The sequence below is a fragment of the Clostridium aciditolerans genome (assembly GCF_016316925.1).
In the GTDB taxonomy this organism is placed as follows: domain Bacteria; phylum Bacillota; class Clostridia; order Clostridiales; family Clostridiaceae; genus Clostridium_AM; species Clostridium_AM aciditolerans.
This window is the reverse complement of sequence record NZ_JAEEGB010000005.1, coordinates 285,338-308,253: the sequence shown is the minus strand read 5'-3', so window position 1 is coordinate 308,253 and position 22,916 is coordinate 285,338. Positions and strand designations below refer to the sequence as shown.

General features: G+C 30.6%; 27 protein-coding genes and 3 pseudogenes. 28 read left to right on the top strand and 2 right to left on the bottom strand.

The window, feature by feature from the left end; all coding sequences use genetic code 11:
• The first annotated feature begins 39 nt into the window (after positions 1-39).
• From I6U51_RS05145 to I6U51_RS05015, 27 genes and pseudogenes are all read left to right on the top strand, one after another.
• The gene (locus tag I6U51_RS05145; protein ID WP_211141547.1) at positions 40-579 is read left to right on the top strand and encodes a nitroreductase family protein; all 540 of its coding nucleotides are present in this window, start codon (positions 40-42) and stop codon (positions 577-579) included.
• Between the two features lie 237 nt (positions 580-816).
• Positions 817-1,224, top strand: a complete 408-nt coding sequence (locus I6U51_RS05140; protein WP_211141545.1) for a YjdF family protein — start codon at positions 817-819, stop codon at positions 1,222-1,224.
• A gap of 174 nt (positions 1,225-1,398) precedes the next feature.
• A complete protein-coding gene (locus I6U51_RS05135; RefSeq protein ID WP_211141543.1) occupies positions 1,399-2,040 on the top strand; it encodes a TVP38/TMEM64 family protein in 642 nt (213 codons plus the stop codon).
• 193 nt (positions 2,041-2,233) lie between these two features.
• Positions 2,234-2,794, top strand: coding sequence for a class I SAM-dependent methyltransferase (locus I6U51_RS05130; protein ID WP_211141541.1), 561 nt, complete (start codon positions 2,234-2,236; stop codon positions 2,792-2,794).
• A gap of 18 nt (positions 2,795-2,812) precedes the next feature.
• Positions 2,813-3,499 carry a response regulator transcription factor gene (locus I6U51_RS05125; protein WP_211141539.1) on the top strand — a complete coding sequence of 229 codons (687 nt, stop codon included), beginning with the start codon at positions 2,813-2,815 and terminating at the stop codon, positions 3,497-3,499.
• Positions 3,496-4,581, top strand: a complete 1,086-nt coding sequence (locus I6U51_RS05120; protein ID WP_211141537.1) for a sensor histidine kinase — start codon at positions 3,496-3,498, stop codon at positions 4,579-4,581. The genes I6U51_RS05125 and I6U51_RS05120 overlap by 4 nt, the downstream gene beginning before the upstream one ends.
• A gap of 56 nt (positions 4,582-4,637) precedes the next feature.
• Positions 4,638-5,186, top strand: a complete 549-nt coding sequence (locus tag I6U51_RS05115; RefSeq protein WP_343069517.1) for a GNAT family N-acetyltransferase — start codon at positions 4,638-4,640, stop codon at positions 5,184-5,186.
• 162 nt (positions 5,187-5,348) lie between these two features.
• Positions 5,349-5,891 (top strand): GNAT family N-acetyltransferase, encoded by a 543-nt coding sequence (locus tag I6U51_RS05110; protein WP_211141535.1) that lies wholly within the window; start codon positions 5,349-5,351, stop codon positions 5,889-5,891.
• A gap of 1 nt (position 5,892) precedes the next feature.
• Positions 5,893-6,597 carry a response regulator transcription factor gene (locus tag I6U51_RS05105; RefSeq protein WP_211141533.1) on the top strand — a complete coding sequence of 235 codons (705 nt, stop codon included), beginning with the start codon at positions 5,893-5,895 and terminating at the stop codon, positions 6,595-6,597.
• Positions 6,590-7,513, top strand: coding sequence for a sensor histidine kinase (locus I6U51_RS05100; protein WP_211141531.1), 924 nt, complete (start codon positions 6,590-6,592; stop codon positions 7,511-7,513). The genes I6U51_RS05105 and I6U51_RS05100 overlap by 8 nt, the downstream gene beginning before the upstream one ends.
• A gap of 149 nt (positions 7,514-7,662) precedes the next feature.
• Positions 7,663-8,586, top strand: a complete 924-nt coding sequence (locus I6U51_RS05095) for an ABC transporter ATP-binding protein (protein WP_211141529.1) — start codon at positions 7,663-7,665, stop codon at positions 8,584-8,586.
• The gene (locus I6U51_RS05090; protein WP_281395929.1) at positions 8,579-9,313 is read left to right on the top strand and encodes an ABC transporter permease; all 735 of its coding nucleotides are present in this window, start codon (positions 8,579-8,581) and stop codon (positions 9,311-9,313) included. Before I6U51_RS05095 ends, I6U51_RS05090 begins: the two co-directional genes overlap by 8 nt.
• 22 nt (positions 9,314-9,335) lie before the next feature.
• Positions 9,336-10,181 carry an undecaprenyl-diphosphate phosphatase gene (locus I6U51_RS05085; RefSeq protein WP_211141527.1) on the top strand — a complete coding sequence of 282 codons (846 nt, stop codon included), beginning with the start codon at positions 9,336-9,338 and terminating at the stop codon, positions 10,179-10,181.
• 118 nt (positions 10,182-10,299) lie between these two features.
• Positions 10,300-11,355, top strand: coding sequence for an HD-GYP domain-containing protein (locus tag I6U51_RS05080; RefSeq protein WP_343069515.1), 1,056 nt, complete (start codon positions 10,300-10,302; stop codon positions 11,353-11,355).
• Positions 11,356-11,477: 122 nt separating this feature from the next.
• A complete protein-coding gene (locus I6U51_RS05075; protein WP_211141525.1) occupies positions 11,478-12,143 on the top strand; it encodes a DUF3786 domain-containing protein in 666 nt (221 codons plus the stop codon).
• A 54-nt stretch (positions 12,144-12,197) separates the two neighbouring features.
• Positions 12,198-12,788 carry a hypothetical protein gene (locus tag I6U51_RS05070; protein WP_211141523.1) on the top strand — a complete coding sequence of 197 codons (591 nt, stop codon included), beginning with the start codon at positions 12,198-12,200 and terminating at the stop codon, positions 12,786-12,788.
• Between the two features lie 194 nt (positions 12,789-12,982).
• On the top strand, positions 12,983-13,885 hold the full coding sequence (locus tag I6U51_RS05065) for an MBL fold metallo-hydrolase (RefSeq protein ID WP_211141522.1): 903 nt from the start codon (positions 12,983-12,985) through the stop codon (positions 13,883-13,885).
• Positions 13,886-14,683 carry a lipid II flippase Amj family protein gene (locus tag I6U51_RS05060; RefSeq protein WP_178908172.1) on the top strand — a complete coding sequence of 266 codons (798 nt, stop codon included), beginning with the start codon at positions 13,886-13,888 and terminating at the stop codon, positions 14,681-14,683.
• A gap of 425 nt (positions 14,684-15,108) precedes the next feature.
• Positions 15,109-15,690 (top strand): AEC family transporter, encoded by a 582-nt coding sequence (locus I6U51_RS05050; protein ID WP_246517075.1) that lies wholly within the window; start codon positions 15,109-15,111, stop codon positions 15,688-15,690.
• Between the two features lie 198 nt (positions 15,691-15,888).
• Positions 15,889-17,115: pseudogene (locus I6U51_RS05045) on the top strand (IS91 family transposase).
• Positions 17,116-17,133: 18 nt separating this feature from the next.
• The gene (locus tag I6U51_RS05040) at positions 17,134-17,343 is read left to right on the top strand and encodes a hypothetical protein (RefSeq protein ID WP_211141518.1); all 210 of its coding nucleotides are present in this window, start codon (positions 17,134-17,136) and stop codon (positions 17,341-17,343) included.
• 262 nt (positions 17,344-17,605) lie between these two features.
• Positions 17,606-18,061 (top strand): IS200/IS605 family transposase, encoded by a 456-nt coding sequence (gene tnpA / locus I6U51_RS05035; protein WP_211141516.1) that lies wholly within the window; start codon positions 17,606-17,608, stop codon positions 18,059-18,061.
• Between the two features lie 139 nt (positions 18,062-18,200).
• A complete protein-coding gene (locus tag I6U51_RS05030) occupies positions 18,201-18,401 on the top strand; it encodes a BhlA/UviB family holin-like peptide (RefSeq protein ID WP_211141515.1) in 201 nt (66 codons plus the stop codon).
• Positions 18,402-18,417: 16 nt separating this feature from the next.
• Positions 18,418-19,197 carry an N-acetylmuramoyl-L-alanine amidase gene (locus I6U51_RS05025; RefSeq protein ID WP_211141513.1) on the top strand — a complete coding sequence of 260 codons (780 nt, stop codon included), beginning with the start codon at positions 18,418-18,420 and terminating at the stop codon, positions 19,195-19,197.
• A gap of 4 nt (positions 19,198-19,201) precedes the next feature.
• Positions 19,202-19,393, top strand: coding sequence for a hypothetical protein (locus I6U51_RS05020; RefSeq protein WP_425489748.1), 192 nt, complete (start codon positions 19,202-19,204; stop codon positions 19,391-19,393).
• A 139-nt stretch (positions 19,394-19,532) separates the two neighbouring features.
• Positions 19,533-19,724: pseudogene (locus I6U51_RS25420) on the top strand (DUF5659 domain-containing protein); the annotation flags it as partial.
• Positions 19,725-19,780: 56 nt separating this feature from the next.
• Positions 19,781-20,536 carry a DNA adenine methylase gene (locus I6U51_RS05015; RefSeq protein ID WP_211141511.1) on the top strand — a complete coding sequence of 252 codons (756 nt, stop codon included), beginning with the start codon at positions 19,781-19,783 and terminating at the stop codon, positions 20,534-20,536.
• A 427-nt stretch (positions 20,537-20,963) separates the two neighbouring features.
• Here the strand turns inward: I6U51_RS05015 and I6U51_RS05010 are convergent, their stop codons facing one another.
• A complete protein-coding gene (locus I6U51_RS05010) occupies positions 20,964-21,920 on the bottom strand; it encodes a hypothetical protein (protein ID WP_211141509.1) in 957 nt (318 codons plus the stop codon).
• A gap of 194 nt (positions 21,921-22,114) precedes the next feature.
• Between I6U51_RS05010 and I6U51_RS05005 the strand changes: the two genes are divergently transcribed.
• Positions 22,115-22,312, top strand: a complete 198-nt coding sequence (locus I6U51_RS05005; RefSeq protein WP_211141507.1) for a hypothetical protein — start codon at positions 22,115-22,117, stop codon at positions 22,310-22,312.
• 367 nt (positions 22,313-22,679) lie between these two features.
• Here I6U51_RS05005 and I6U51_RS05000 read toward each other — a convergent pair.
• A pseudogene (locus tag I6U51_RS05000) lies at positions 22,680-22,865 on the bottom strand (manganese catalase family protein); the annotation flags it as partial.
• Between the last annotated feature and the right edge of the window lie 51 nt (positions 22,866-22,916).

Genomic DNA, 22,916 nt, shown 5'->3' with positions numbered 1-22,916 from the left:
ATTAAATATAAAATTGCAAAATCATAGGAGGCTAATATTATGATTAAAGAAATTGAAACCCGTAGAAGTATAAGAAAGTATAGTAATAAACCAGTAGAAGATGAAAAAATTCTTCAATTAATCGAAAGCGCAAGAATTGCCCCATCAGGCAGCAACACGCAACCTTGGCATTTTATTATAGTCAAATCAGATTTGACTAGAGAAAAATTAGGAAAGGCGTCTCACGATCAAAAATGGATGAGTAATGCTCCAATTCATATAGTATGTGTGGCAGATATACGCGCAAGAATAAATGATGATATAGACATAACACTAGATGAAGATAGTCCGCAGCCAGAGCTTAAGCTTATAATTAGAGATGCAACCATTGCAATAGAGCATATAGTGCTTGAAGCTGAAAATTTAGGATTAGGTACTTGCTGGGTTGCGTGGTTTGTACAGGAAGATATCAGACCAATATTAAATATACCTTCGGACAAATATGTAGTAGGTATTATTCCTGTTGGCTATGCAGATGAAACACCAAAAGCCCGCCCACGTAAGAAACTTGAAGATATAATACATTATGAAAATTGGTAAAAGAAACCCTTATCAGTTTAGGTTAAAGTTTTAATTGCTGAAGGAAATGAAAAAAATGAAGTAGACTTTAAGATTGTTGAGCATAAGATATGTAAATGATATAATGTAAATAAAAATTAGCAGCTTTGAGATAAAAACACGATTCGGTTGGTAGTCCGAATGCGGATAAATCCGTCAGTAACCTGCCCTCCTGGGGTTGTCCCTTCTCTATTTAAGCTAAATAACAGGAGGATAAACATGATTAAACTTACAGTTTTTTTTGATGATCCATTTTGGGTAGGAGTTTTTGAAAGGCTTGAGGAAGATAAGCTTGAAATTTGCAGAGTAGTTTTTGGGCAGGAACCTAAAGACAATGAGATATATGAGTTTATCCTGAAAAACTTCTATAAACTTCAATTTAGCAATTCCATATCAGTTGATGTAAAAGCAGAGACTAAAGTTAATCCTAAAAGAATGCAAAGAAAAATTAGACGAGCTTTACAGGAGAAAGGTATTGGAACGAAGGCACAGCAGGCATTAAAGCTTGATTGTGAAACTAGAAAAATTGAACGCAAGGTGTTATCAAAAGAAAAACGTGAGAGAGAAGAAGAAATTAAATTTCAAAAGAAACAAGAAAAGAAAAAGCAGAAGAAAAAAGGTCACTAATAAAGAGAAAAACACTTAGGGAATAAAACATCCTTAGGTGTTTTTATCTATAATACGGAAATTCTTATGAGGAAATTATAACTTTCTTAATAAACCTTAAGATTTATTTGTACAGATATTTAAGAATTCACATCTACAATAGTAATTAGAAATTACATATGAGGTGAATTTGATATGAAAAAAATTAGCAAGTTTTTAGTAATAGCAGTTTGGGCCACATTGATATATATTTTTTACAAACTTAATCTATTGAATGGAGATATGGGTAATTTAAATAAGTTTCTTGACAGTTTTGGCAGCTATAAAATAATACTATTTATTACGTTATCTACTGTACGGGTAGCCGCTTTAATCCCTAGTGTAGCATTCATGATTTTGGGTGGTAGTATGTTTAATCCGCTAGAAGCTTTTGCTCTTACCTTAATTTCAGTTATGCTTAGTGAAAGCATTATATATGCAGCATCAAGGGCTCTAGTTAGCTCAAGTATTCAAAGCTATTTAGTTAACAAATATCCTAAACTATACAACCAATTACTTAAAAATAGTACGAGAATTTTAGCAATTGGTATAGTGTGTCCAGTAGCACCCTCCGAGGTAGCTTGCTTTTTAGCTAGTTCTGCAGGATTAAGCTATAGAAAGTTTATCTTCACAGTGGTACTGGCAAATATGCCACTGATGTTATTGTATAGTTTTCTTGGAAGCAGTATTTTATCTCCTAACAATAACACCATAGTAACTGGGGTAATTATTTTAATTATAACTATATACTCAATGTGGCTGTGGAATAAGGAGCAAAAACAATATAAATCAGTCTAGATAGAAGGTCCAGATTTCGGATCTTCTATTTAGTTCTAGAAATATTAGAAAAACTTTAAATAAACTTAAGAATTCTTAAGGAATTTTCTAATGGAAATTTAATATTCGTATTTTATACTAAGCCTGTAAGTGAGATTTAAGCAGATAAGCAGTTATAAATTGCTTATCTGCTAAAGAATACAGGAGGGTTAGTATGAAGTGGATAAAATTTTTAATGGAGTATGTTAAATCACCAAGAACTGTAGGAGCTGTGGCTCCTAGCTCAGAAAAGCTTGCGGATAGAATGGTTAATGACATAGACTTTAAAAATGCAAAATGTATTGTGGAATATGGTCCAGGCACGGGAGCTTTTACAGACAAGCTTGTAAAGAATAAAGGAAAAAACACAATATTAATATTACTTGAATATAACCAAGAATTTTGTAAAGAACTAAAGGATAAGTATAATAAGTATGATAATATATTAATAATAAATGATTCAGCACAAAATATAGATAAATATCTGAGAGAATATGATATTGAAAAAGTAGACTATGTAGTTTCAGGATTACCTTTTGCAAGCTTGCCTAAAGATGTGTCTAGTGAAATATTGAAGAAAACAAGAACTGTATTAAGAAATGGTGGATTATTTATTACATTTCAGTATACTTTACTAAAGAAAGAGTATATTGCCAGTTATTTTAAGGATATAGATTATGAAAGGGTTCTACTTAATGTTCCACCAGCATATGTCTTAAAGTGCCAAAACGTTTAATTTGAAAGGGGTCTGATTATGCCTAATAAAATACTTATAGTAGATGATGATGCGGAAATAAGAAAGGTTATAAGTATATATCTGGAGAATGAAGGCTTTGAAATATATAAGGCAGAAAATGGACAGGAAGCGCTAAAAATAATTGAAGAAAATGAAGTGGATTTAGTACTTCTAGATATAATGATGCCTGGAATGAATGGCTTAGAAGTATGCATGAAAATTAGAGAAAATAATGTAATGCCAATAATATTTTTATCAGCAAAATCTGAAGATATGGATAAAATACAAGGATTGACTTCTGGAGCGGACGATTACATTACAAAACCTTTTAGTGCAATGGAACTTATAGCTAGAATTAAGTCTAATCTTAGAAGATATAAGAAATATACTGCTGCTGCACATGTGCGTAAGAATGTTATAGAAATTGGCAACTTGACTATAAACACAGATTCCAGACAAGTATCTATTGGGAACAAAGAAGCTAGGCTTACTCCAAAAGAGTTTGATATTTTAGAGCTTTTAGCGAGGAATAAAGGAATAGTTTTCAGTATAGAAAAGATTTATGAAAGAGTATGGGGAGAGGAGTTTTATAAATCCGATGGTACGGTTATGGTCCATATAACAAAGATAAGGGAAAAAATAGAGGAAGATCCCAAAAAGCCTATTTATATTAAAACGGTTTGGGGTGTCGGATATAAGATATGAAAAGAGTAACAGTTACAAAAAGCTTAAGTATCAATCTTTTAATTAAAATATCATTTTGTTTTTCACTTTCATTTGCTGCTGTAATCTTGTTTGCTAGCTATATTTCTAAAACTTATATATATAGTAACAGAAATAATTTGAATCCTTTTATGTATAATATGATACTTCTTGGAGTTTTCATGACAGGTATTATAGTATTTATCATAAGCTTTCTAATAGTCACAAAGAATGAAATAAAATATATCAAATATATTTCGGAAAATGTTGAAATAGTTGCCAATAAGGAATTAGGCTCTACTTTAAAAGTTGCAGGCAATGACGAGCTAGCGGAACTTAGTAGAAATATAAACTCTATGTCTAGACAATTAAAAGAAAAGTTTGAACGTGAAAGAGAAATAGAAAATACTAAGACGGAATTAATAACCAATGTTTCTCATGATTTACGAACGCCGCTTACTGCTATTATAGGCTATTTAGACTTTTTGAAAAACGAAAAATTTAAAAATGAGGAAGAGGAAAAAGAGTATTTAAACTCTGCTTATAATTTATCTATTAAGCTAAAAAGGCTTATAGATGAATTATTTGAATATACAAAGCTATCAAGTAGTGAAGTTCAATTAGAATTTGTGAATGTGAATATATGTGCTATTTTGAACCAACTTTTAGGTGAATATGGTACTATATTAGAGAAAAAAGAGTTAAGGATTATAAATAATGTGCCCGATAATAATATAAATGTAAAAATAGATATTGAAAAGATCGTTAGAGTATTTGAAAATATATTGAATAATGCAGAGAAATATAGTTATAAACCTTCGGATATCGTGGTAAATGTAGAAAAGGAAGAAGGGCATGTTATAATATCTTTTTCCAATAGAGGTGAGCATATTCCTCAAGAAAAGATAGATAAGATGTTTGAAAAGTTCTATAGAATTGATCCTTCACGCTCTAATAATGTGCCCGGATCTGGGTTAGGATTAGCTATATCTAAAAAAATAATTGAATTACATAATGGACACATATGTGCTGAAAGTAGTGGAGACATAATTACTTTTAAAGTTAAATTGCAATCAAATGAGTAGAGATAATAAGCAATAATATTCCCAAAGGATTAATGAGGATAAATAAGTGGCACAGTGTGCAGAAACTAAAAGAGTTAATTGGAGAAGAAGGCATGGATATCGATATAAGAATGTTAGATAAAAATGAAAGAGCACCTTATGATTTGCTTTTATTAGCAGACCCATCAGAAGAAGCGGTTAGAGATTATATAGCTCGAGGGATCTGCTATATAGCTTGTTATAAAGAACAAATTGTTGGAGAATATGTTCTAATAAAAACAAGACCTTTAACAATGGAGCTTGTAAATATTGCAGTAGATGAAAAATACCAAGGGAAAGGTATAGGTAAAAAACTTATACTACATGCAATAAATAAAGCAAAACAGGACAATATAAAAGTTTTAGAGGTAGGAACAGGAAACTCAAGTATAGATCAATTAGCATTATATCAAAAATGTGGATTTCGCATTACTGGAATAGATAGAGATTTTTTTAAAATTCACTACAACAAAAAAATTATAGAAAACGGTATTGAATGCACAGATATGATTAGATTAAGTATTGAATTACCTGGAAAAGAAAAAGTAGAAGAAAAAAAGATCACTAGTAAAGTGAAAAACACTTAGGGAATAAAATATCCTTAGGTGTTTTTCGTTTTAAAACTAATACCTGATGCTTAGAACTATGTTTATCAGTTACTATTGATAATTGTAATATTAAAAATATATGTCCATTTTTTACAAAATTTGATATAATGAAATTTAAAATATAAAAAGGGGTGATGGATTATGGTTAAACATATTATTGACAAGGAATTAGAACTAAAGATTTTAGATAACTGTGATAGGGATGAACTATTTGCATTAATAGATTCTAACAGACCTCACCTAAAGCAGTGGCTTCCGTGGGTAGATGGAACTAAAAGTAGCAATGATTTAAAGGGTTTTATAGATTCAACTAAACAACAGTACATAAACAACAATGGATTTCAGGTGTCCATATGGTATAAGGGGAAGATAGCAGGTGTAATTGGATTCCATAATGTCAATTGGTCACATAAATCTACAAGCATTGGTTACTGGCTTGGTAAAGAATTTGAAGGAAAGGGTATTATGACAAGAGCATGTACATCTCTTGTAGATTATGCATTCAGAGAATTGAAACTGAATAGAGTAGAAATTAGATGTGCCGAGAATAATCATAAGAGCAGAGCTATTCCAGAGAGACTAGGATTTAAAAATGAAGGAACATTAAGAGAATGCGAATGGCTATATGATCATTTTGTTAGTCATATTGCTTATGGTATGCTTAAAGGTGAATGGAAGTTCTAATATGAAAAAGAGTATTTTAATTATAGATGATGATATTGAACTATGCAGATTGCTTAAAAAATGCATGGAAACGGAAGGATATGAGGCAGAAGTTTGCCACACTGGAATAGAAGGTCTGAAGTTAATTAATAATCATGACTACCATTTGATTATATTAGATGTTATGATGCCAGAGATGGACGGTATTTCTACTCTAACAAACATTCGAAAAAACAAAAATACTCCAGTATTAATGCTTACTGCAAAAGGAAACGAAATGGATAAAGTTTTAGGATTGAAATCAGGAGCAGATGACTATATAACAAAGCCTTTTAGTTTATCTGAATTAACCGCCAGAGTGCAATCTTTAATTCGTAGATATGTAGTACTTGGTGCTGCGCCTGAAAAGCCTAATTGCATGACCTTTGGCTCTCTTGTTATTGATCCTGCACATATGCGTGTGACTTATAATGGTGAGGATCTTGGTCTTACTGGAAAAGAATATGACTTACTATACTTTTTGTCCTCTAATCCTGGACAAATTTTCACCAAGAAACAGATATATCAAAATGTATGGCAAGATGAGTATGCCTATGATGATAACAATATTATGGTTCATATTAGAAGGTTGCGTAAAAAAATTGAGCCAGACCCAGAAAATCCAATATATATTATAACAGCTTGGGGTATGGGTTATAAGTTTAATGGAGATGCAGGAAATGAGTAGTGAGAACATATGGCTTATCATTATATTGATTATAGTTTTAACTTTTTTTCTTTATCGTGAATATAAGTACCGCTGCCGCATTCGAGAGACTTTGAGTGTTCTAGAAGATATTATTGCAGGTAATGAAAACTGTAAAATTCATGTTGGAGCAAAGGAGCCAATTGCTCCTTTGGTATTTACAATTAATCAACTGGTAGATTCCTATCAAAAGGATAAAATAAATTCACTGAGGGCAGAGCAGGCAAGAAAGCAAATGTTGTCTAATCTATCCCATGATGTGCGTACGCCTTTGACATCGGTTCTAGGATATTTAGATGCATTATGTGATGGAATGGCTGGTGAAGAATCTGAGGAATACTTAAATATTGCCAAAAATAAGGCTTATGCACTAAATGAGTATATTGATGAGCTCTTTACGATTGCTCAAATAGATGCTGATGAAGTACAGCTTGCTTTTGAACAAATTGATTTACTTGAGCTGCTCCGAAGTGAGCTTATAGGTTGGGTACCAAGGTTGCAAAAAGAAAAGGTGACTCTTGAGATACAAATTCCCGATGAGGAGTATTTTGTAATAGGAGATCAACATGCATTAATCAGGATTTTTAGCAACTTGCTTCAAAATGCTTTTCGTTATGGAATGTGTAATAACTTTGTGGGAGTATCTGCATGGGCAGATGACAATAATGTCTATTTTGAAGTGTGGGATAAGGGACCTGGACTTTCTCAAGATGAAATAGCAAGAGTGTTCGAGCGCCTTTATAAGGGCGATTCTTCAAGATCGACGAAAGGTCATGGCCTGGGACTTGCTATAGCAAAGGAACTTGTACAGAAAATGAAAGGAACTATTTATATGGAAAGTACTCCATATACTAAAACCCTTGTTCGAGTTTCTCTACCAAAAAGTAAGAAAAAGTAAGAAATACGTAAGCTGTATGTCAGAACTATTAGGTAGAATAAAAATATGGTTAGGCATATTCAGAAAATAACTAGACTGCATGCTAGCCTGCTTGGCTAGTTGTTTTATTTGTATGTCTTAAATAGTAAGTAGAACAAGGAGCGATAGGGATGCAGAAGTGGATTTTAGAAACCAAAGAACTTACTCGAAAATTTGGTAATCAAGCAGCAGTAAATGCTATAAATCTTCATGTTCCTAAAGGACGTATCTATGGTCTTTTAGGTCGTAATGGTGCAGGTAAAACTACCACATTACGTATGATTATGGGATTAGTGAAGCCTACATCAGGAGAAATTGAAATCTTTGGAAAGAATGCACAGCAAAGTGCAAAACAAGTTTATACTCGTATTGGATCAATTATTGAAACACCAGGATTTTATCAGAATCTCACAGGTAGTGAGAATCTCGAAATATTAGCTAGGCTTAGAGGAATTCACCGATCAGATGCGGTGCAGTATGCTCTTTCAAGAGTTGGCCTTGATAAAGAGCCACGTAAAATAGTATCTCAATATTCTTTAGGAATGAAACAGCGCCTAGGAATTGCTGCTGCTATTATGCATGAACCGGAATTATTAATTTTAGACGAACCAACAAACGGTCTTGATCCAATTGGAATACAGGAAATGCGAAACTTTCTTGTCAGCTTATGTGAGGAAAAACATGTGACTATTATTATTTCAAGCCATATCTTAAGTGAAATTGAACAGTTGGCAAACAACATCGGGATCATTCATGAAGGGAAGCTTCTGGAAGAGATCACATTAGAAGAACTTAGAAAGAGAAATCGTAAGCATGTAGAGTTTCAAGTTACTAACGATAAGAAGGCAGTTATGCTTATGGAGAGACATTTTGGCATTAGTGATTATGAAGTTCATGAAAAAGGAACTATTCGTGTATATTCACACCTAGGAGAGCAGGGAAAGCTTAACAAAGTGTTTGTGGAGAATGATATCGAGGTATTAAAGATAAATACCAGTGAAGATAAATTAGAAGATTACTTTGTAAAATTGATAGGAGGTGGCACTATTGGTTAATTTACTATATACAGAAATATTAAAGCTTAAGAGATCCAATATGTTTTTAATCAGCATTGTTGGAGCAGTAGTAGCCCCTTTTATGTGTTTTATAGGTTATTTAATGAAGAAAACTGAAAGACCAGATATACCTATTAAGTTTAATGAGTTTTTTGTAGATACTAATTTGTATGTTGTGCTTTTAATTGGAGTCCTTCTATATGGAGTAATTACTTCTTATCTCTTTAATAGAGAATATGTAGAAAATACATTGAAAAATGTATTAACTATACCTATATCAAAAATAAGCATTATTATAAGTAAGTTGACTCTATTGTTGATTTGGATTATCACATTAACTGTAGTTTCTTGGGTACTGACTTTAATTTTGGGTTTAATGGGATCCTTTGAGGGTTTGAATACTATAATTTTGATAAGATCCTTTAAAGAATATATTATAGGGGGCAGTCTGCTTTTCTTATTGTCAACCCCAACTATATTTGTAACACTAGTATTTAAGGATTACGTACCAGCTATTGTATTTACTATTGCTGTAACCATGGTAAATGTACTGATTGCAAATTCGAAATATAGTGTTTTATATCCTTGGTCAGCAGCACTTGTTATAGCAAACAATGGTTTTCGGCCAGAATATCCTCCAATATATTCTTATATTTCTATTGTAGCTACATCTATTATTGGATTTGTAGCAACTATAATCTACTTTAAAAATGTAGATGTAAAATAATAAATTTAGAAAAGGTGATTAAATGGAAACAATATTTTTAATAATAAAATCTATAGTACTAGGAATCGTGGAAGGTATAACAGAATTCCTACCAGTGTCTTCAACAGGACATTTGGTTATTTTTGAAAATTTAATGGGTTTTAAAGGAACAAATCCGAGCTATGTTGAAATGTATACATATGTTATACAGCTTGGAGCAATACTTGCAGTGGTTATACTTTATTGGAGCAAAATAAAAGATACTCTTATAAATTTCTTTCCACAAAAGGTTGGGTATGAAAAGTCAGGTTTTAAATTTTGGTTTATGATATTCATTGCATGCATTCCAGGCGGTATCTTTGGAATACTACTCAATGACTTAGCTGATAAGTACTTATTTACACCAATATGCGTAGCCATAACTTTGTTTCTAGGCGGTATATGGATGATATATGCTGAAAAGAAATTTAGAAATAATAATTCAAATAGCCAAGAATTAAATGTTACAATAAAGCAAGCTTTGATAGTTGGATTATTTCAATGTTTAGCTATAATCCCAGGAATGTCACGTTCTGCTTCAACAATTATAGGCGGATGGGTATCAGGGCTTTCTACCGTTGCAGCTGCCGAATTCTCCTTCTTTTTAGCAATTCCAGTTATGGTAGGAATGAGCTTTTTAAAGATCTTAAAGGTTGGGGGGATAGCTACTCTTACATCTCCAGAAATAATCTCTCTTGCTGTAGGTTTTTTGGTTTCATTCATAGTAGCTTTAGTAGTAATTGATAAGTTTATTTCATATTTAAAGAAAAAACCAATGAAGATATTTGCGATATATAGAATGATATTTGCAATTATAGTTTTAGCAGCTGGAGTTAAAGGTGTGTTTTAGTAAAAACACACCTAATTAACTTTAGTTGAAGGATATTAAGAACTGTTATGGAATATAAATAGAATAACGTGTTCTGAATATTGGTTCTATTTAGAATTCTTATGGGGGGTATGCAAAAGTGAATAGAAGAAAAGTATTCCTGACAGTCAACGAATTAAAGCCAAAGATGATAATTGCAGAGGAAATTAAATCTAATGGTATAGTTTTATTAAACGAAAGAACTGAACTGACTGAAGCCATGATTAATAAACTACAGAAAATATATTTTTATAGCAGAGTTGCAGTGTATAGCGATCAAGAAGAAGTACTTGAATTCTATAAAAACAAGACTGTAGAAGAAATAGAGGAGAGTTTTAATGATCTTTCAATTGATGTGAAAGCAGTACTGAGCAATATAGAAGATACTATAAAAACTAATTTTCAAGAAATAGAGGAATTTACTCGAAAAATTAAAGATGAGTTAAGATCAACAAGGTCTGTTATAAAAAATATAGTACTTGTAGGTAGTGGAGAAGATGCTATATATAGACACTCTGTAAATGTAACAGCTTTAAGCGCTGTTCTGGGAAAATGGCTTGGATTTAGCGAAAGAGATATAAATTTATTAAGCCATGCTGCAATTTTACATGATTTCGGAAAAACAAAGATAAGCAGAGAAATATTAGATAAAGTTACTCCTTTAACTGCAGAGGATTGGAAGAAAATAAAATCTCATCCAGGCTTAGTATATAATTATTTAAAAGCTGTACCTTCTTTAGATATCTCTATACTTTATGGAGTACTTATGCATCACGAAAGATTAGATGGCAGCGGATATCCCTTAGGAATTAAAGAAGATAGAATTCATCCCTTTGCCAAAATAATTGCAATTGCAGATACCTTTGATGCAATTAACTCCAACAGGGTATATAGAGAGAGCCAAGGACCTTTCGAAGCACTGGAAACACTTCAAAAAGAAAGCTTAGGAAAATTAGACTATGTGTATTGTAAAGTATTTATAGAACATGTAATAAATTTTCTTATGGGAGAAAGTGTTTTATTAAATACAAATAAGATATGTACGGTAATAGGAGTTAATGTAAATGATATTTCACGTCCGCTCTTAGTAGATGGAACAGACTTTATAGATTTAAAACAACGAAAGGATATTTATATAAAGAAACTAATAATATAGTTGTATATAGAATAGATATGAGCTGATGATATTTACTAAATCATTGGCTCTTTTTATATAGAAGTATGTAAAATTATGGTTTATAATCTATATATAGATTAAACAATAAGGGGGATATTTTTATGGGAGAAAATAAAATAAATAATTACAGTCTTTGCTATGAAAATTTATGTGCAGAATTTCACAAATATCATCCAGAAGAAATGGCTAGGAGAAGCGGTGCTTATTATGATTCTGAAAAACAACAACTTACTTTAACCTACTTCAATAGAGAATACTTAATTTTATATCCAAAGGGAACTGTTACATTAAAAGAGGACGTACAAGAAAATTTCTCTAAAGGTGATAATAGAAAGATAATTGACAAAACGGTAATTCTCAGCTATCTTTACCGATGTACTAAAAGCAATTTGACAAACAAATGGGTACCTTTCAGAGAATTAGAAGGAGTTGGTCATGCTTATGATGGCTTTGCTCTTCAAGGAATAAATAGATTAGTAAAGTTTTTTGGAAACAAAGGAGATCTTTTTTTAAAAGCCGGTCTTAAACTAGGCGGAAAAGAATTCACCTCTGGAGATGTAGGCTTAGAAATTAAAGTATTACCTAACGTTCCTATGGCTTTTATTTTATGGCTAGCAGATGAGGAATTTGAAGCGGAGGCTGCTATTCTTTATGATTATTCAGCTACGAAAGAACTTCATGTAGAAGACTTAGCTGGATTATGTTCTATGGCAGCCGATGAGTTAATTGGAGCCGCTAAGAAAATACTTGAAATAGGGGAGTTATAAATAGATATGAATTCAGAAGAAAATTATATTTAAAGTTATTATAAGGAGTTATTTATGAAAAAGAAGGTGACTTTTATTGTTTTTACAATAATGATTATTTTATTATTTTTAGTGGTTAAATTTAATCATGGTGCGAAAACAATAGAAGAAGCAATTACCACTCCTGGGTCAAAACCAATAAGTATTATCTATGAAGAAAAAACGGATAAAGGAAGCATAGTATTCTTTAGTCATTTAGGAGAGGATAGTTTATCAACTGCTTTTGTAAAAAAAGGTATAGGCGGTTATAAGACTATTTATAGTGGTGTTGAAGGAGATATAAAATATGTATCAAATAAATTTGGAGTATCTCATCAGTACTTTCCTAACATAGAAAAGACTTCGCTTCCAATATACTTTGGAGTAATTGGGAATCAAGACATTACTCAAGTAAAAATTGTAGAAAAGAAAAGGAATATTGAAGCGCAAGCAAAAATTATTAATGCTACCGACATAAGAATATGGCTTGCATTTATGAATAAATTTGAGGGATCAGACTTTGAAATTATTGGACTTTCAGCAGATGGTAAGGAATTAAGCAAAATAGATGGTAATATTTCACCCTATTATGCAGAACAAAAACCATTTAAAAGTCCTTATAAATAATTGCTATGATTAAGTTCAAAATATTCTTATAGGACGAATTATAAATAAATCATAGGCTGCATATGTTACATGTAGCCTATGTACATAATGAGCAAAATAAATAGGTGTATAAGCATATACACTAGATATAGAAAGGAAGTGAGTATTTAGTGTTTTTGTGTACTTGTAGTACACTCCCTCACTAAAGATAATACATGGATATAAAAAAGATAAAAGGAAATACATTTTGTATTGATACTGGAATGACATACATACCCTTTTATAAAATTAATGATGAAGAAATTATTATGTTGGATTCGGGATGGGCAAAAGGAGAAAGAAAAGGGATAGATGAGCTTTTAAAAACAAACAACTTCAAAGTAGTTGGTATAATATGCAGTCATGCTCATATAGACCATATAGGAAATAATACATATTTAAAGGAAAAATATAACTGTGTTGTTGCTATGCCAGCCTATGAAGCTTTCGTTTGCAGTTCCACAGTAAATCTAAAGCTTTATTACAGTAGCCAAACATTATCGGAGGTTACAGAGCATTTTGGACATATGGTTTGTGAAACAGATATTAAGATTTTGCCAAATCAAGATCAAATATATCTGTGTGGTATCAAATTTAAAATTCTTCACACACCGGGACATAGTCCTGCGCATATATGCATTACTACTCCTGATGATGTTGCATATTTAGGAGATGCTCTCATAAGCTATGAAGTTATGGAAGGGGCTAAAATGCCTTACGCTTATATACTGAGAGAGGATTTAAAAAGTAAGATGAAGCTTTACGATTTAAAATGCAGTAAATACATAGTAGCACACAAAGGTATGTATGATGATATTATAAAACTTATAAATGATAATATAGAGTTCTATAAGAATAGAGCGGCAAGAGTATATGATGTAATAGATGGAGCTATGACAATGGAAGATATTTTTAAGGCTGTTATTAAAAAATTCAATATTCATGTAAAAAACAGATATAGATATACGGTTATAGAGAGAATGCTAAGGTCCTATGTTGAATATTTGAATGAAGTAGGAGCTATAGAATTAAATATAGATGATGGATTTCTTAAATATTCAATACAAAGGAGAAATTAAATGATTTTAGAGGTAAGTTTGTTTGAAAAATTAATTGTTCTAACAATAATTATTCATATAATTGATACTTTAGCTTATTCCGTTAGATTAAGTTCTGTAAAAAGTGGGAACTTTGCATTATCACTTTCATTATTTAATCTGATAGTGTTAATTTCAAGAACAGCTAACATGTTTCAAGGACCGTTAATTGGAAAAATGATTGATAAGAGTATAAATATTAAATATGATCCCATTAATGAGGTTAGATATGTCATTTTAGCAACAACAGTAGGAACATTAATAGGTATTGTACTTATACCTACATTTTTAAGGGTATTTTCAAAGTCAGTTTCAAGGCTTGAGGAAACCGGTTCTATACCTAATTTAGTTGTGCAATCTTTAAGCATAGCTAATATAAAACGTGTTGCAAAGAATACAGTAATGCCACGGAAAAATATGATTAGTGATTTAAGGTACAAAAATATACCTAAGAAACTACTATTATTGAATGCATTAATTACAGGTATATATACAATTGGTGTATTGGCTGCGTATTATGCCTCAATTTATGATCCAGGTGATAGATTAGCTATAGCAGCGTCCTCGGGAATGATTAATGGGATTGCAAGTATATTATTAACTATTTTTATTGATCCAAAAGCAGCAATAATAACAGATGAAGCATTTAGAGGAAAAAGAGAATATGGAGATGTAAAAACCTTAGTTATAATGCTAATAGGAACGAAGCTAATAGGAACATTGATAGGTCAGTTATTACTAATTCCATCTGCAAAATTTATAGTTCATTTCTACAGATAAAGGAATATATATACGTAAAAGTAGATGTTACATCATGTATTTAGTTAGTTCATGTCTAGCTTAGATTTTGGAAGATTTAATTTATAAAATACCGAATTATTCAAGTGAATTTTTCGGTATTTTTAATTACAAACAAATGCAGATAATTTATTTACTAAATAAGAAATACAGGATTATTTTAAAAGAAAATATAAAATAAAAGCATTTACTATGTTAGTAAAATAATATAATTCAAAAATGAACAGATTATTTGAAAAATGTGGGTACAAACTTGTTGGAGAGATGAGTTTTTTAGGAAAAGAAAAACCATTCTATTGTTATGAAAAAATGCTAAATGAATCTAAATAGTTTATAGCTTAATAAGCTTGTATTTGGAAAGGCGCTCATAAATTGAATAGTTATTAATTTTAAGCGGAGCAATGGGAATGCCTTTAGTATACGGATTGTATGGCAAAATAGGAGTCCTTTATTTATCAATCTTTTTAATTCCTTATCAGATACTGTTTTGGACCTATGGTGAAGGTCTCTTCTCTAATGAAAAAGAAAATATTAATATAAGAAAATATTTAAATAATCCTAATATAATTGCTGTAATAATTGGTTTATTTATATTTATTTTCGCTATAAAGATTCCTTTTATAGCGAAAGAAGCACTTGGAGACATAGGCGCCATTACTATGCCTTTATCTATGATGATAATTGGGGAAAAAATCGGTTCTTTAGAGTTTAAAGAGATTATATTGGATAAGGATGTTTATTTTTGCTCATTTATTAGGCTTATAGTTGCTCCGATTTTAATGTTTATCATAATAAGTTTTTTTAATGGAATACCTTTAATCAAAAATATCTGTATAGCAGCAGAGGTAATTCCAACAGCTACAGTTTCAGTGTTATTTTGTGAAAAGTATAATGGGAATGCTAATTTAGCATCAAAGTGTATTTTGGCAACTCATATTCTATCAATAGTTACTATACCAGTGATGCTTATGTTTCTTCGATTTAGCTAAATACTAATGTAAATGCTCTCTATAGGAGGGCATTTATTTTTTATTTAGTAGGAATTTTAAAAAAATCTCCATAAAAAAATAGCCCGTTAGGGTTTGGAAATACTAATGTTATAAGTTTGTGTAAAATATTTCAGGGGATAAAATGTAAGTGGATTTATGATAAGATTTATATAAAAAACTATATAGAGTGATGAAAAGATGGTAGGGGTTATAAAAAATATATTTGTAGACAATTGGGATGGGTTTGAAGAATTGAATAGAGGTAACATAAGAAGCATTGTTTATAAGGAAATAAAGAAGATGCTTAATTGTGGTTCTTTGGATATAGGATATATCGAATTTAAATGCGAAGCATGTGGAGAAATAAAAAAAGTTGGATTTAGATGTAAAAATAGATTTTGTACATCCTGCGGAAAAAAGAAATCAGAAGATTGGTCAGACGAAATGGTTTTAAGATTAGTGAGAACAAAGCATAGACATATGGTATTTACTATACCTAAGGAAATCAGAAATTACTTTGGTAGAAACAGAAAATTACTTGCATTGCTACCGCAATGTGCTGCACAAGCAATCATGAGTTGGTTTAAAGATTTAAATAAAAAAGAAGGCTTTACGCCAGGAATAGTAGCAGTTATACATACATTTGGTAGAGATTTAAAGTGGAATCCACATGTGCACTTATTAGTTACGGAAGGTGGCGCAGGAAACTTTACAGTTTGGAGAAAAGTTACGCATATACATTATGAGTCATTAAGAAAAAGATGACAAAAATTATTATTGGATGCTTTGGAAGTGAATCTTATAAATGTAAAAAAGCAATTTAGAAAGTTAAAAGATGAATTATATAAAAAACTAAAAAATGGCTTTTATGTATATGGTAAAGGTGAAGTAAAAACGGCAAAACAAGCTACTAAATATGTAGGCAGATACACCTCTAGACCTGTGATAGCAGAATCAAGAATATTGAAGTATGATGGTAGAAAAGTAGTATTTTATTATGAAAGACATGAAGATGGAGTAAGAGTTGAAGAAGAATTAGATGCAATTGATTTCATAGGAAAAGTTATAAGACATATACCAGAAAAGAATTTTAAAATGATAAGATATTATGGCATATATGCTAAAAATACTAAGCACAAAAATAAGTTTTTCAAGCTTATAGATGAAAAAGTAGCTGAATTCAGAAAGAAGATGAAAAATTGGCAAACAAGAATATTGTTAACCTTTGGAGTGAATCCGTTAAGCTGCACAAGTTGTGGAAGACAAATGAAATTTAACGATATAGTCTATTACGGAGTAAGTGTTAAGGAGCGAATGAAGAAACAAATTCTATTAAGTAATGAGAAGAAGATAGAAAAGCTAATACATGATTATGGCGTGATAAAAGGGTTAATTCGTGATAAAATGGAGCTAGTATTTACATAAGGAAAGGTAGATGTAAAGATGGCTAATAAGAAAAAGAAAGTAAAAGATAAGCAGAGAGAGAAAAATAAAATAAGAAAGGCTAAAGTTTTAGTAAAGGCATTTTTTGAAGAAAAAAAGAAGGAAACTATAACATATATCTTAAAGAAGCAGATTTTGATGAAGTATTTGAGGAGTTTAAAAACAAAAATTTCTAAATTTCTAATGCTACCGCATAAATTGCAGCTGTAAAAAAATTAAAGATAATCAATAAAAAGGATGAAAATAAAGGCTACCGCCTATTTTTAGGAGCGATAGCGATAACGAGGCCCAAAGGCCTCTTTTTTTATTATTGTTTTAACATGTTGAGGGCGCGATAGTGCCCGAAACTAAAAACCGCCCGCTATGCGGGTGAGATTAAAGTCTTAAGAAAAATAGAACATCACTTTTTTGATATTCTGATATAATGATGATTGTTCAAGCCATCAAAAAAAAGAAAGAGAAGTGATGTCCTATGGCACAAAGTTTAGCACATACTAAGTGGATGTGCAAGTATCATATAGTGTTTACGCCCAAGTGTAGAAGAAAAATAGTATATTGCAAACTAAGAGAAGATATAAAAGAAATAATAAAAGATTTATGCAAATGGAAAGGTATAGAAATTTTAGAAGGACACATGATGCCAGATCACATACATCTTTTAGTATCAATTCCACCCAAGATAAGTGTATCAAGTTTTATGGGGTATCTAAAAGGGAAAAGTGCAATGATGATATTTGATAGACATTCAAATTTAAAATACAAGTTTGGAAATAGATACTTTTGGGCAGATGGATACTATGTGAGTACAGTTGGATTAAATGAAGCAACAATAGCAAAATATATTAGAGAACAAGAGAAACATGATCAAATGATGGATAAGATTACAACAAAAGAATTGGAAAACCCTTTTAAGGGTGTAGCTAAGTAATCAGTCCACAATGGCTTGAATGTAGTGAAAGCTAGCACCATTTAGGCGCTGGAAGTATTACGTCCTTATAGGGCTTGAGCAAGCCACCCCTTTTAGGGGTGGTCATGACTTTGTTTCAAACTTTAAATGGAGGTGCAACTTGGAAAGCAAAGTATTAGATTTAGCAATGCAGCAGGGAATATGGGCGGTGCTTTTCTTCATACTAAATGAAAATTCAAAAAGAGAGTCAAAATATCAAGAGATTATATCTAAGTTAACAGAGAAATTTGAGTGCATAGAACAAGGCCTTAATGGCATTAAAGATGACGTAAAAGAGGTTAAAGATAAAATATTTAAATAAAATAGGAGATGTTAGAATGAGTAAATTTGCAATAGATTCTGGACATGGGTGTTATCCAGATATAGGAGCAGAAGGATATTTAAATGAACAGAACTGTGCTTTGTATATAGCCAATAGAGTTATAAACAAGCTTCAAACGTTAGGACATCAAGCATGGAATGTAAGACCCTCAAGTGCTTGGAGTGTTTCAAATTCGCTGCAGCAAAGGTGTTATAACGCAGCGAATTCAGACTATTTAGTTTCTATACACTTAAATGCTGGCGGTGGAAAAGGTACAGAAGTATTTGCTATGAGTGAAGCAGGTAATGCGTTAGCTTCTAACGTTGTAAAGGCTTTAGTGGCTCTAGGATTTGCGAATCGTGGTGTAAAAGATGGCAGCAGCTTATATGTAATAAGACATAGTAAACCTGCAACAATTCTTATAGAGGTATGTTTTGTAGACACTCAAAGTGATGCAGATTTATATAACAAATTAGGTGCTGAATCAATAGCCAATGCAATAGTTCAAGGACTTACTGGACAGACAGCAAATGTATCAAATTTAAAGTCTGCAGAGCAAGTGCATTATGTGGTATGCTACAACAACGATGTAGATAAAAGAAGTGCTCTATATTTATCTGAATATCTGGGTTGCGAAGCTATAGACAACTCTAAAACACCATTCAATTATGAGGGGTATTACCCTATAAAAATTGGTGAAGGCAATTTTATGAGTTATGCAAAACTCAATCTCAAAGGTGAAGATAGATATAAAACTATGCTTAAAGTAGCTCAATATATAGAAGGAAGAAGGTAAATTAATGATGAAAGAATTACTACAAATTAAAAAGATTATAGCTTTATTACTTACTATAGTATTTTGTTACTTAGCTATTATGGGAAAGGTAACAGCTGAGCAATACTTAACTGTATTCAGTTTGGTTATTGCTTTTTATTTTGGACAGTCTACTGCAAGACAAGCTGTTAAAGAAAAAGTAACACAAAACCTTTAATATGCAAATTACTCCGGAAAACCGGAGTAGTTTTTTTAAAACTTCAAAAAGAACTGATATTCGATTGTAAGGAGGCAGAAATGAATAAAAAACACCTTAAAGAAATTACAGATAAAGATTTAATAGTTTTTTAGTAGCTTGTGGCTTAAATATACAGGAAATAGAGAAAGATAAAAAGTTTAATAGAAGTATTGTATACTTTGAAGACAATGAGATATTAAAAGAATGCATACTCAAGTATGCAAACAGAACTGTTGATATTAATATATGCGATTATATGGCAGCCGAAAGAAGAGTGAAAACTCTTTTATGCATGCAAAAAAATAACTAACTTCTATCAGCTTTCATCTTTCAACTTATTTTTTAAAGTTGAAAGGATGATGTAAAATGTTAAAACCACTAATTAGTAGAATGGGCGGAAAATCAAAATTAAGAAAGACTATTATAGGAATGATTCCAGAGCATAGCTGTTATGTAGAATTATTTTTTGGTGCAGGATGGGTTTACTTTGGGAAAGAAAAAAGCAAGGTTGAAGTAATAAATGATATAGACAGAGAACTTGTAAATTTATTTAAAATGTTAAAATATCATGCTGAAGAAGTAAGACGATTAATGACATATGAAATATGCAGCAGAGACATATTTTCTGAATATAAAAATATAGATATAAATTCTCTTACTGATATTCAAAGAGCCATAAGATTTATATATCTACTCTCTCAAAGTTTTGCTAGTAAAGGAGACAACTTTGGATATGGAACTACTGGAATGCCTGGTCCACAAATTTTTAATACAGAGAATTTATTAAAGATTAAAGAAAGGCTTAGAAATACTTATATAGAAAATTTAAATTTTGAAGAAATAATTAAAAAGTATGATAGGCCACATACTTTTTTCTTTTGTGATCCTCCATACTTTGAAACAAAAGGTTATAAGGATAAATTTACTGAGGAATATCATATAAAATTAAGGGACTTGCTAAGAAATGTAGAAGGAAAGTTTATTTTAACAATAAATGATCATAAGCAAGTAAGAGAGTGGTATAAAGGTTTCAATATAATAGAAGCAGAGGTCGGATATTCTGTTTGTAAGGACAATAAAGGAAGAAGAAAGTTTAAAGAATTAATTATAACTAATTATTAGTTTACCAAATGAAATAAATGATGTATTAACTTTTGAAAGTGAAAATACAAACGACTCTCATTGAAAATTGAATAATACAGTGTTGAAAACTCTTATGTTTCTTTAGGAGTATGAAATGTATGGATATCATGTTATAGTTTTTATATAAATTCAAATAAACTTTTTCTTAATAATGAAGTAATTCACAAGGGTGTTATTAATATCCATACATAGAGTTGAAGATATTATAAAACAAGAAAATTGTTATACTATAGTTATGAGGATTAGAACCAAAATTTTAGCATTAAGAAGTTGATGCTTGGAATTTTTTTAAAAAAGATAAAAACAAATTTTTATGATATGTGGGGTAACAAAAAACCCTATGTGCTATAAAACATAGGGTTTTCATTTTTTAATCATACAATCAATCAAATTTTAAAGCATTATATTACCTTTTAAAATAAACACTACTTTGTACTGATGATGTTGATGTTGTTGGTGTTACACTTAATCCAATTTTACCATCAGAACATGAGAATGAATAGCTTAATGCTGCGTTAGTTGTAACATAACTAGAGTAAAAATTATTTCCTCCACTTGATCCATTTGCTAATGAGGCACCAAGGTATGCTCCAGCTACATTGTATCGTCTAAATGAATAAGCTAAAGAAGTATTAGTACCTCCTGTTCTGGTTTGGTCATTATAATTCAAGTTAAGTCCTGCTGGATCCTTAAGTGTCAATGAATAACTATTGGTTAACTTCCAAGGTGAGTCCCAACCCAAACTTACAGCAGATTTATAGTTTATTGCCAAACCTGCAGTTGTCGGTACTTTAACATATGCATTACTTTGTCCCCAAGCTGTTGTTCCATCTCCAGAAGCTGAAGTATATAACCTGACATAATTATCAGATTCTGTTGGTCCGTCTACGCCTAATGCTTTTACAGTTTCTGTTGTACTTGAAGTATTAACTGTTTCTTTTAAGCCTATTACAGGATTTTGTCCAGTTTTATTTTGATGCTGTTGAATTATTTCACTAATTTCTTTATGGGTTTTTGGATCACTTAAGTCAGTATCTAATATTGTTTGAACATTCGTAGCATTTTCTGATAGATTACTTTCTTGTATAGCTGTAAGCTTTTTAGATTTTGATACCTTGCCTATTTTTTCTTTATCAACTTCTGTTACTAATTTATTATTTTTCATGCTTACTTTTAGACAAGAAAAATCCAAATTATATTGCTTTTCTCCTTTAACAAAATTTACTTGTTGGATAGGCTTATCACTATCAACAGTACCGACAAGAATATCATATGCATTACTATTCTCATAAGCGGATACTTTTAGTGAGCTTCCACCAAGCAACATAGTTGCAGCTAGTACACTAATAAATACTTTTTTCATTCTAAATACATCCCCCTTTATTGTATTTCCTTATATTATGAAATTATACATATTAATTCCATTATTGTAAAGTATTATATAAAAATAAAATTTAATAATATTTTATATTTATTTGAATTTTATTTATAAACTTTAAAGATAATGATATATTTATAGTAAAATATTGGGTTTAATAAAATGAAAGAGGGGTTTTTATGATACATAAATTATTAAATACTATAAAATCTATTATGTTATTTGGGGCTATTGGAGCCTTTACATCATATTGGTTATTTGTTATTATGCAAAATATTTGTAAAGCTACTGATATTCAAGGATTTATTTTAATTTCTACTATTACAATCTGTACTACAATTTGTTGTTGTACAGCACTTCTTGTAACAAAGAAATGAATTTCAATGAAATAGATTCTTTTTCCAAAGAATTAAAAAACGGATAAAAAATTGGTATTTATTAAGCTAATTTCTTATCCGTTGCTATTTGTGACCTTATAAAATAGTACTAAAATAATTATTAAAAAAATTTTTAAATAAATAGTTTTGTGTATTGGAATATTAGAAGTATTACAATTCAATCTACTAATAGTGTATCAAAGCTTAGTGAAGATTTGGACAAACTTATATATAAATATTATTTTAAGTAAAAAGTCAGTATGAAAATGTTTTAATTTATATTCAACTAAGAAATAAACTAAAAAGAATTATCTTATTAAAGCATATATTATATATAATTAAATAACTTATAACATTATGGTACATATTCTTCAGTACCTACATCATTTAATGTTGCTATAGCTTGAGGTGTAATCATAGAGAATCTTTGGCTCAAATATCTTAATGATGCACCTAGTTCTCCATCAGGACCACCATATTGTGTAATGATTATGGTTGCCATTTTGGAATTAGGGTTTTTTGTAAGAACAAGGTTAAACTCATAATAATTCATAATAATAAATATATTATAAAAGTAAATAAATATTATTCCAAGGAGTAGTCC

What these genes read in the sequence shown, in the direction of transcription:
- I6U51_RS05145 (WP_211141547.1), top strand. Translation starts at nt 40, where the DNA reads ATGATTAAAGAAATTGAAACCCGTAGAAGTATAAGAAAGTATAGTAAT.
- I6U51_RS05140 (WP_211141545.1), top strand. Translation starts at nt 817, where the DNA reads ATGATTAAACTTACAGTTTTTTTTGATGATCCATTTTGGGTAGGAGTT.
- I6U51_RS05135 (WP_211141543.1), top strand. Translation starts at nt 1,399, where the DNA reads ATGAAAAAAATTAGCAAGTTTTTAGTAATAGCAGTTTGGGCCACATTG.
- I6U51_RS05130 (WP_211141541.1), top strand. Translation starts at nt 2,234, where the DNA reads ATGAAGTGGATAAAATTTTTAATGGAGTATGTTAAATCACCAAGAACT.
- I6U51_RS05125 (WP_211141539.1), top strand. Translation starts at nt 2,813, where the DNA reads ATGCCTAATAAAATACTTATAGTAGATGATGATGCGGAAATAAGAAAG.
- I6U51_RS05120 (WP_211141537.1), top strand. Translation starts at nt 3,496, where the DNA reads ATGAAAAGAGTAACAGTTACAAAAAGCTTAAGTATCAATCTTTTAATT.
- I6U51_RS05110 (WP_211141535.1), top strand. Translation starts at nt 5,349, where the DNA reads ATGGTTAAACATATTATTGACAAGGAATTAGAACTAAAGATTTTAGAT.
- I6U51_RS05105 (WP_211141533.1), top strand. Translation starts at nt 5,893, where the DNA reads ATGAAAAAGAGTATTTTAATTATAGATGATGATATTGAACTATGCAGA.
- I6U51_RS05100 (WP_211141531.1), top strand. Translation starts at nt 6,590, where the DNA reads ATGAGTAGTGAGAACATATGGCTTATCATTATATTGATTATAGTTTTA.
- I6U51_RS05095 (WP_211141529.1), top strand. Translation starts at nt 7,663, where the DNA reads ATGCAGAAGTGGATTTTAGAAACCAAAGAACTTACTCGAAAATTTGGT.
- I6U51_RS05085 (WP_211141527.1), top strand. Translation starts at nt 9,336, where the DNA reads ATGGAAACAATATTTTTAATAATAAAATCTATAGTACTAGGAATCGTG.
- I6U51_RS05075 (WP_211141525.1), top strand. Translation starts at nt 11,478, where the DNA reads ATGGGAGAAAATAAAATAAATAATTACAGTCTTTGCTATGAAAATTTA.
- I6U51_RS05070 (WP_211141523.1), top strand. Translation starts at nt 12,198, where the DNA reads ATGAAAAAGAAGGTGACTTTTATTGTTTTTACAATAATGATTATTTTA.
- I6U51_RS05065 (WP_211141522.1), top strand. Translation starts at nt 12,983, where the DNA reads ATGGATATAAAAAAGATAAAAGGAAATACATTTTGTATTGATACTGGA.
- I6U51_RS05060 (WP_178908172.1), top strand. Translation starts at nt 13,886, where the DNA reads ATGATTTTAGAGGTAAGTTTGTTTGAAAAATTAATTGTTCTAACAATA.
- I6U51_RS05050 (WP_246517075.1), top strand. Translation starts at nt 15,109, where the DNA reads ATGCCTTTAGTATACGGATTGTATGGCAAAATAGGAGTCCTTTATTTA.
- I6U51_RS05040 (WP_211141518.1), top strand. Translation starts at nt 17,134, where the DNA reads ATGGCTAATAAGAAAAAGAAAGTAAAAGATAAGCAGAGAGAGAAAAAT.
- tnpA (WP_211141516.1), top strand. Translation starts at nt 17,606, where the DNA reads ATGGCACAAAGTTTAGCACATACTAAGTGGATGTGCAAGTATCATATA.
- I6U51_RS05025 (WP_211141513.1), top strand. Translation starts at nt 18,418, where the DNA reads ATGAGTAAATTTGCAATAGATTCTGGACATGGGTGTTATCCAGATATA.
- I6U51_RS05020 (WP_425489748.1), top strand. Translation starts at nt 19,202, where the DNA reads ATGATGAAAGAATTACTACAAATTAAAAAGATTATAGCTTTATTACTT.
- I6U51_RS05015 (WP_211141511.1), top strand. Translation starts at nt 19,781, where the DNA reads ATGTTAAAACCACTAATTAGTAGAATGGGCGGAAAATCAAAATTAAGA.
- I6U51_RS05010 (WP_211141509.1), bottom strand. Translation starts at nt 21,920, where the DNA reads ATGAAAAAAGTATTTATTAGTGTACTAGCTGCAACTATGTTGCTTGGT.
- I6U51_RS05005 (WP_211141507.1), top strand. Translation starts at nt 22,115, where the DNA reads ATGATACATAAATTATTAAATACTATAAAATCTATTATGTTATTTGGG.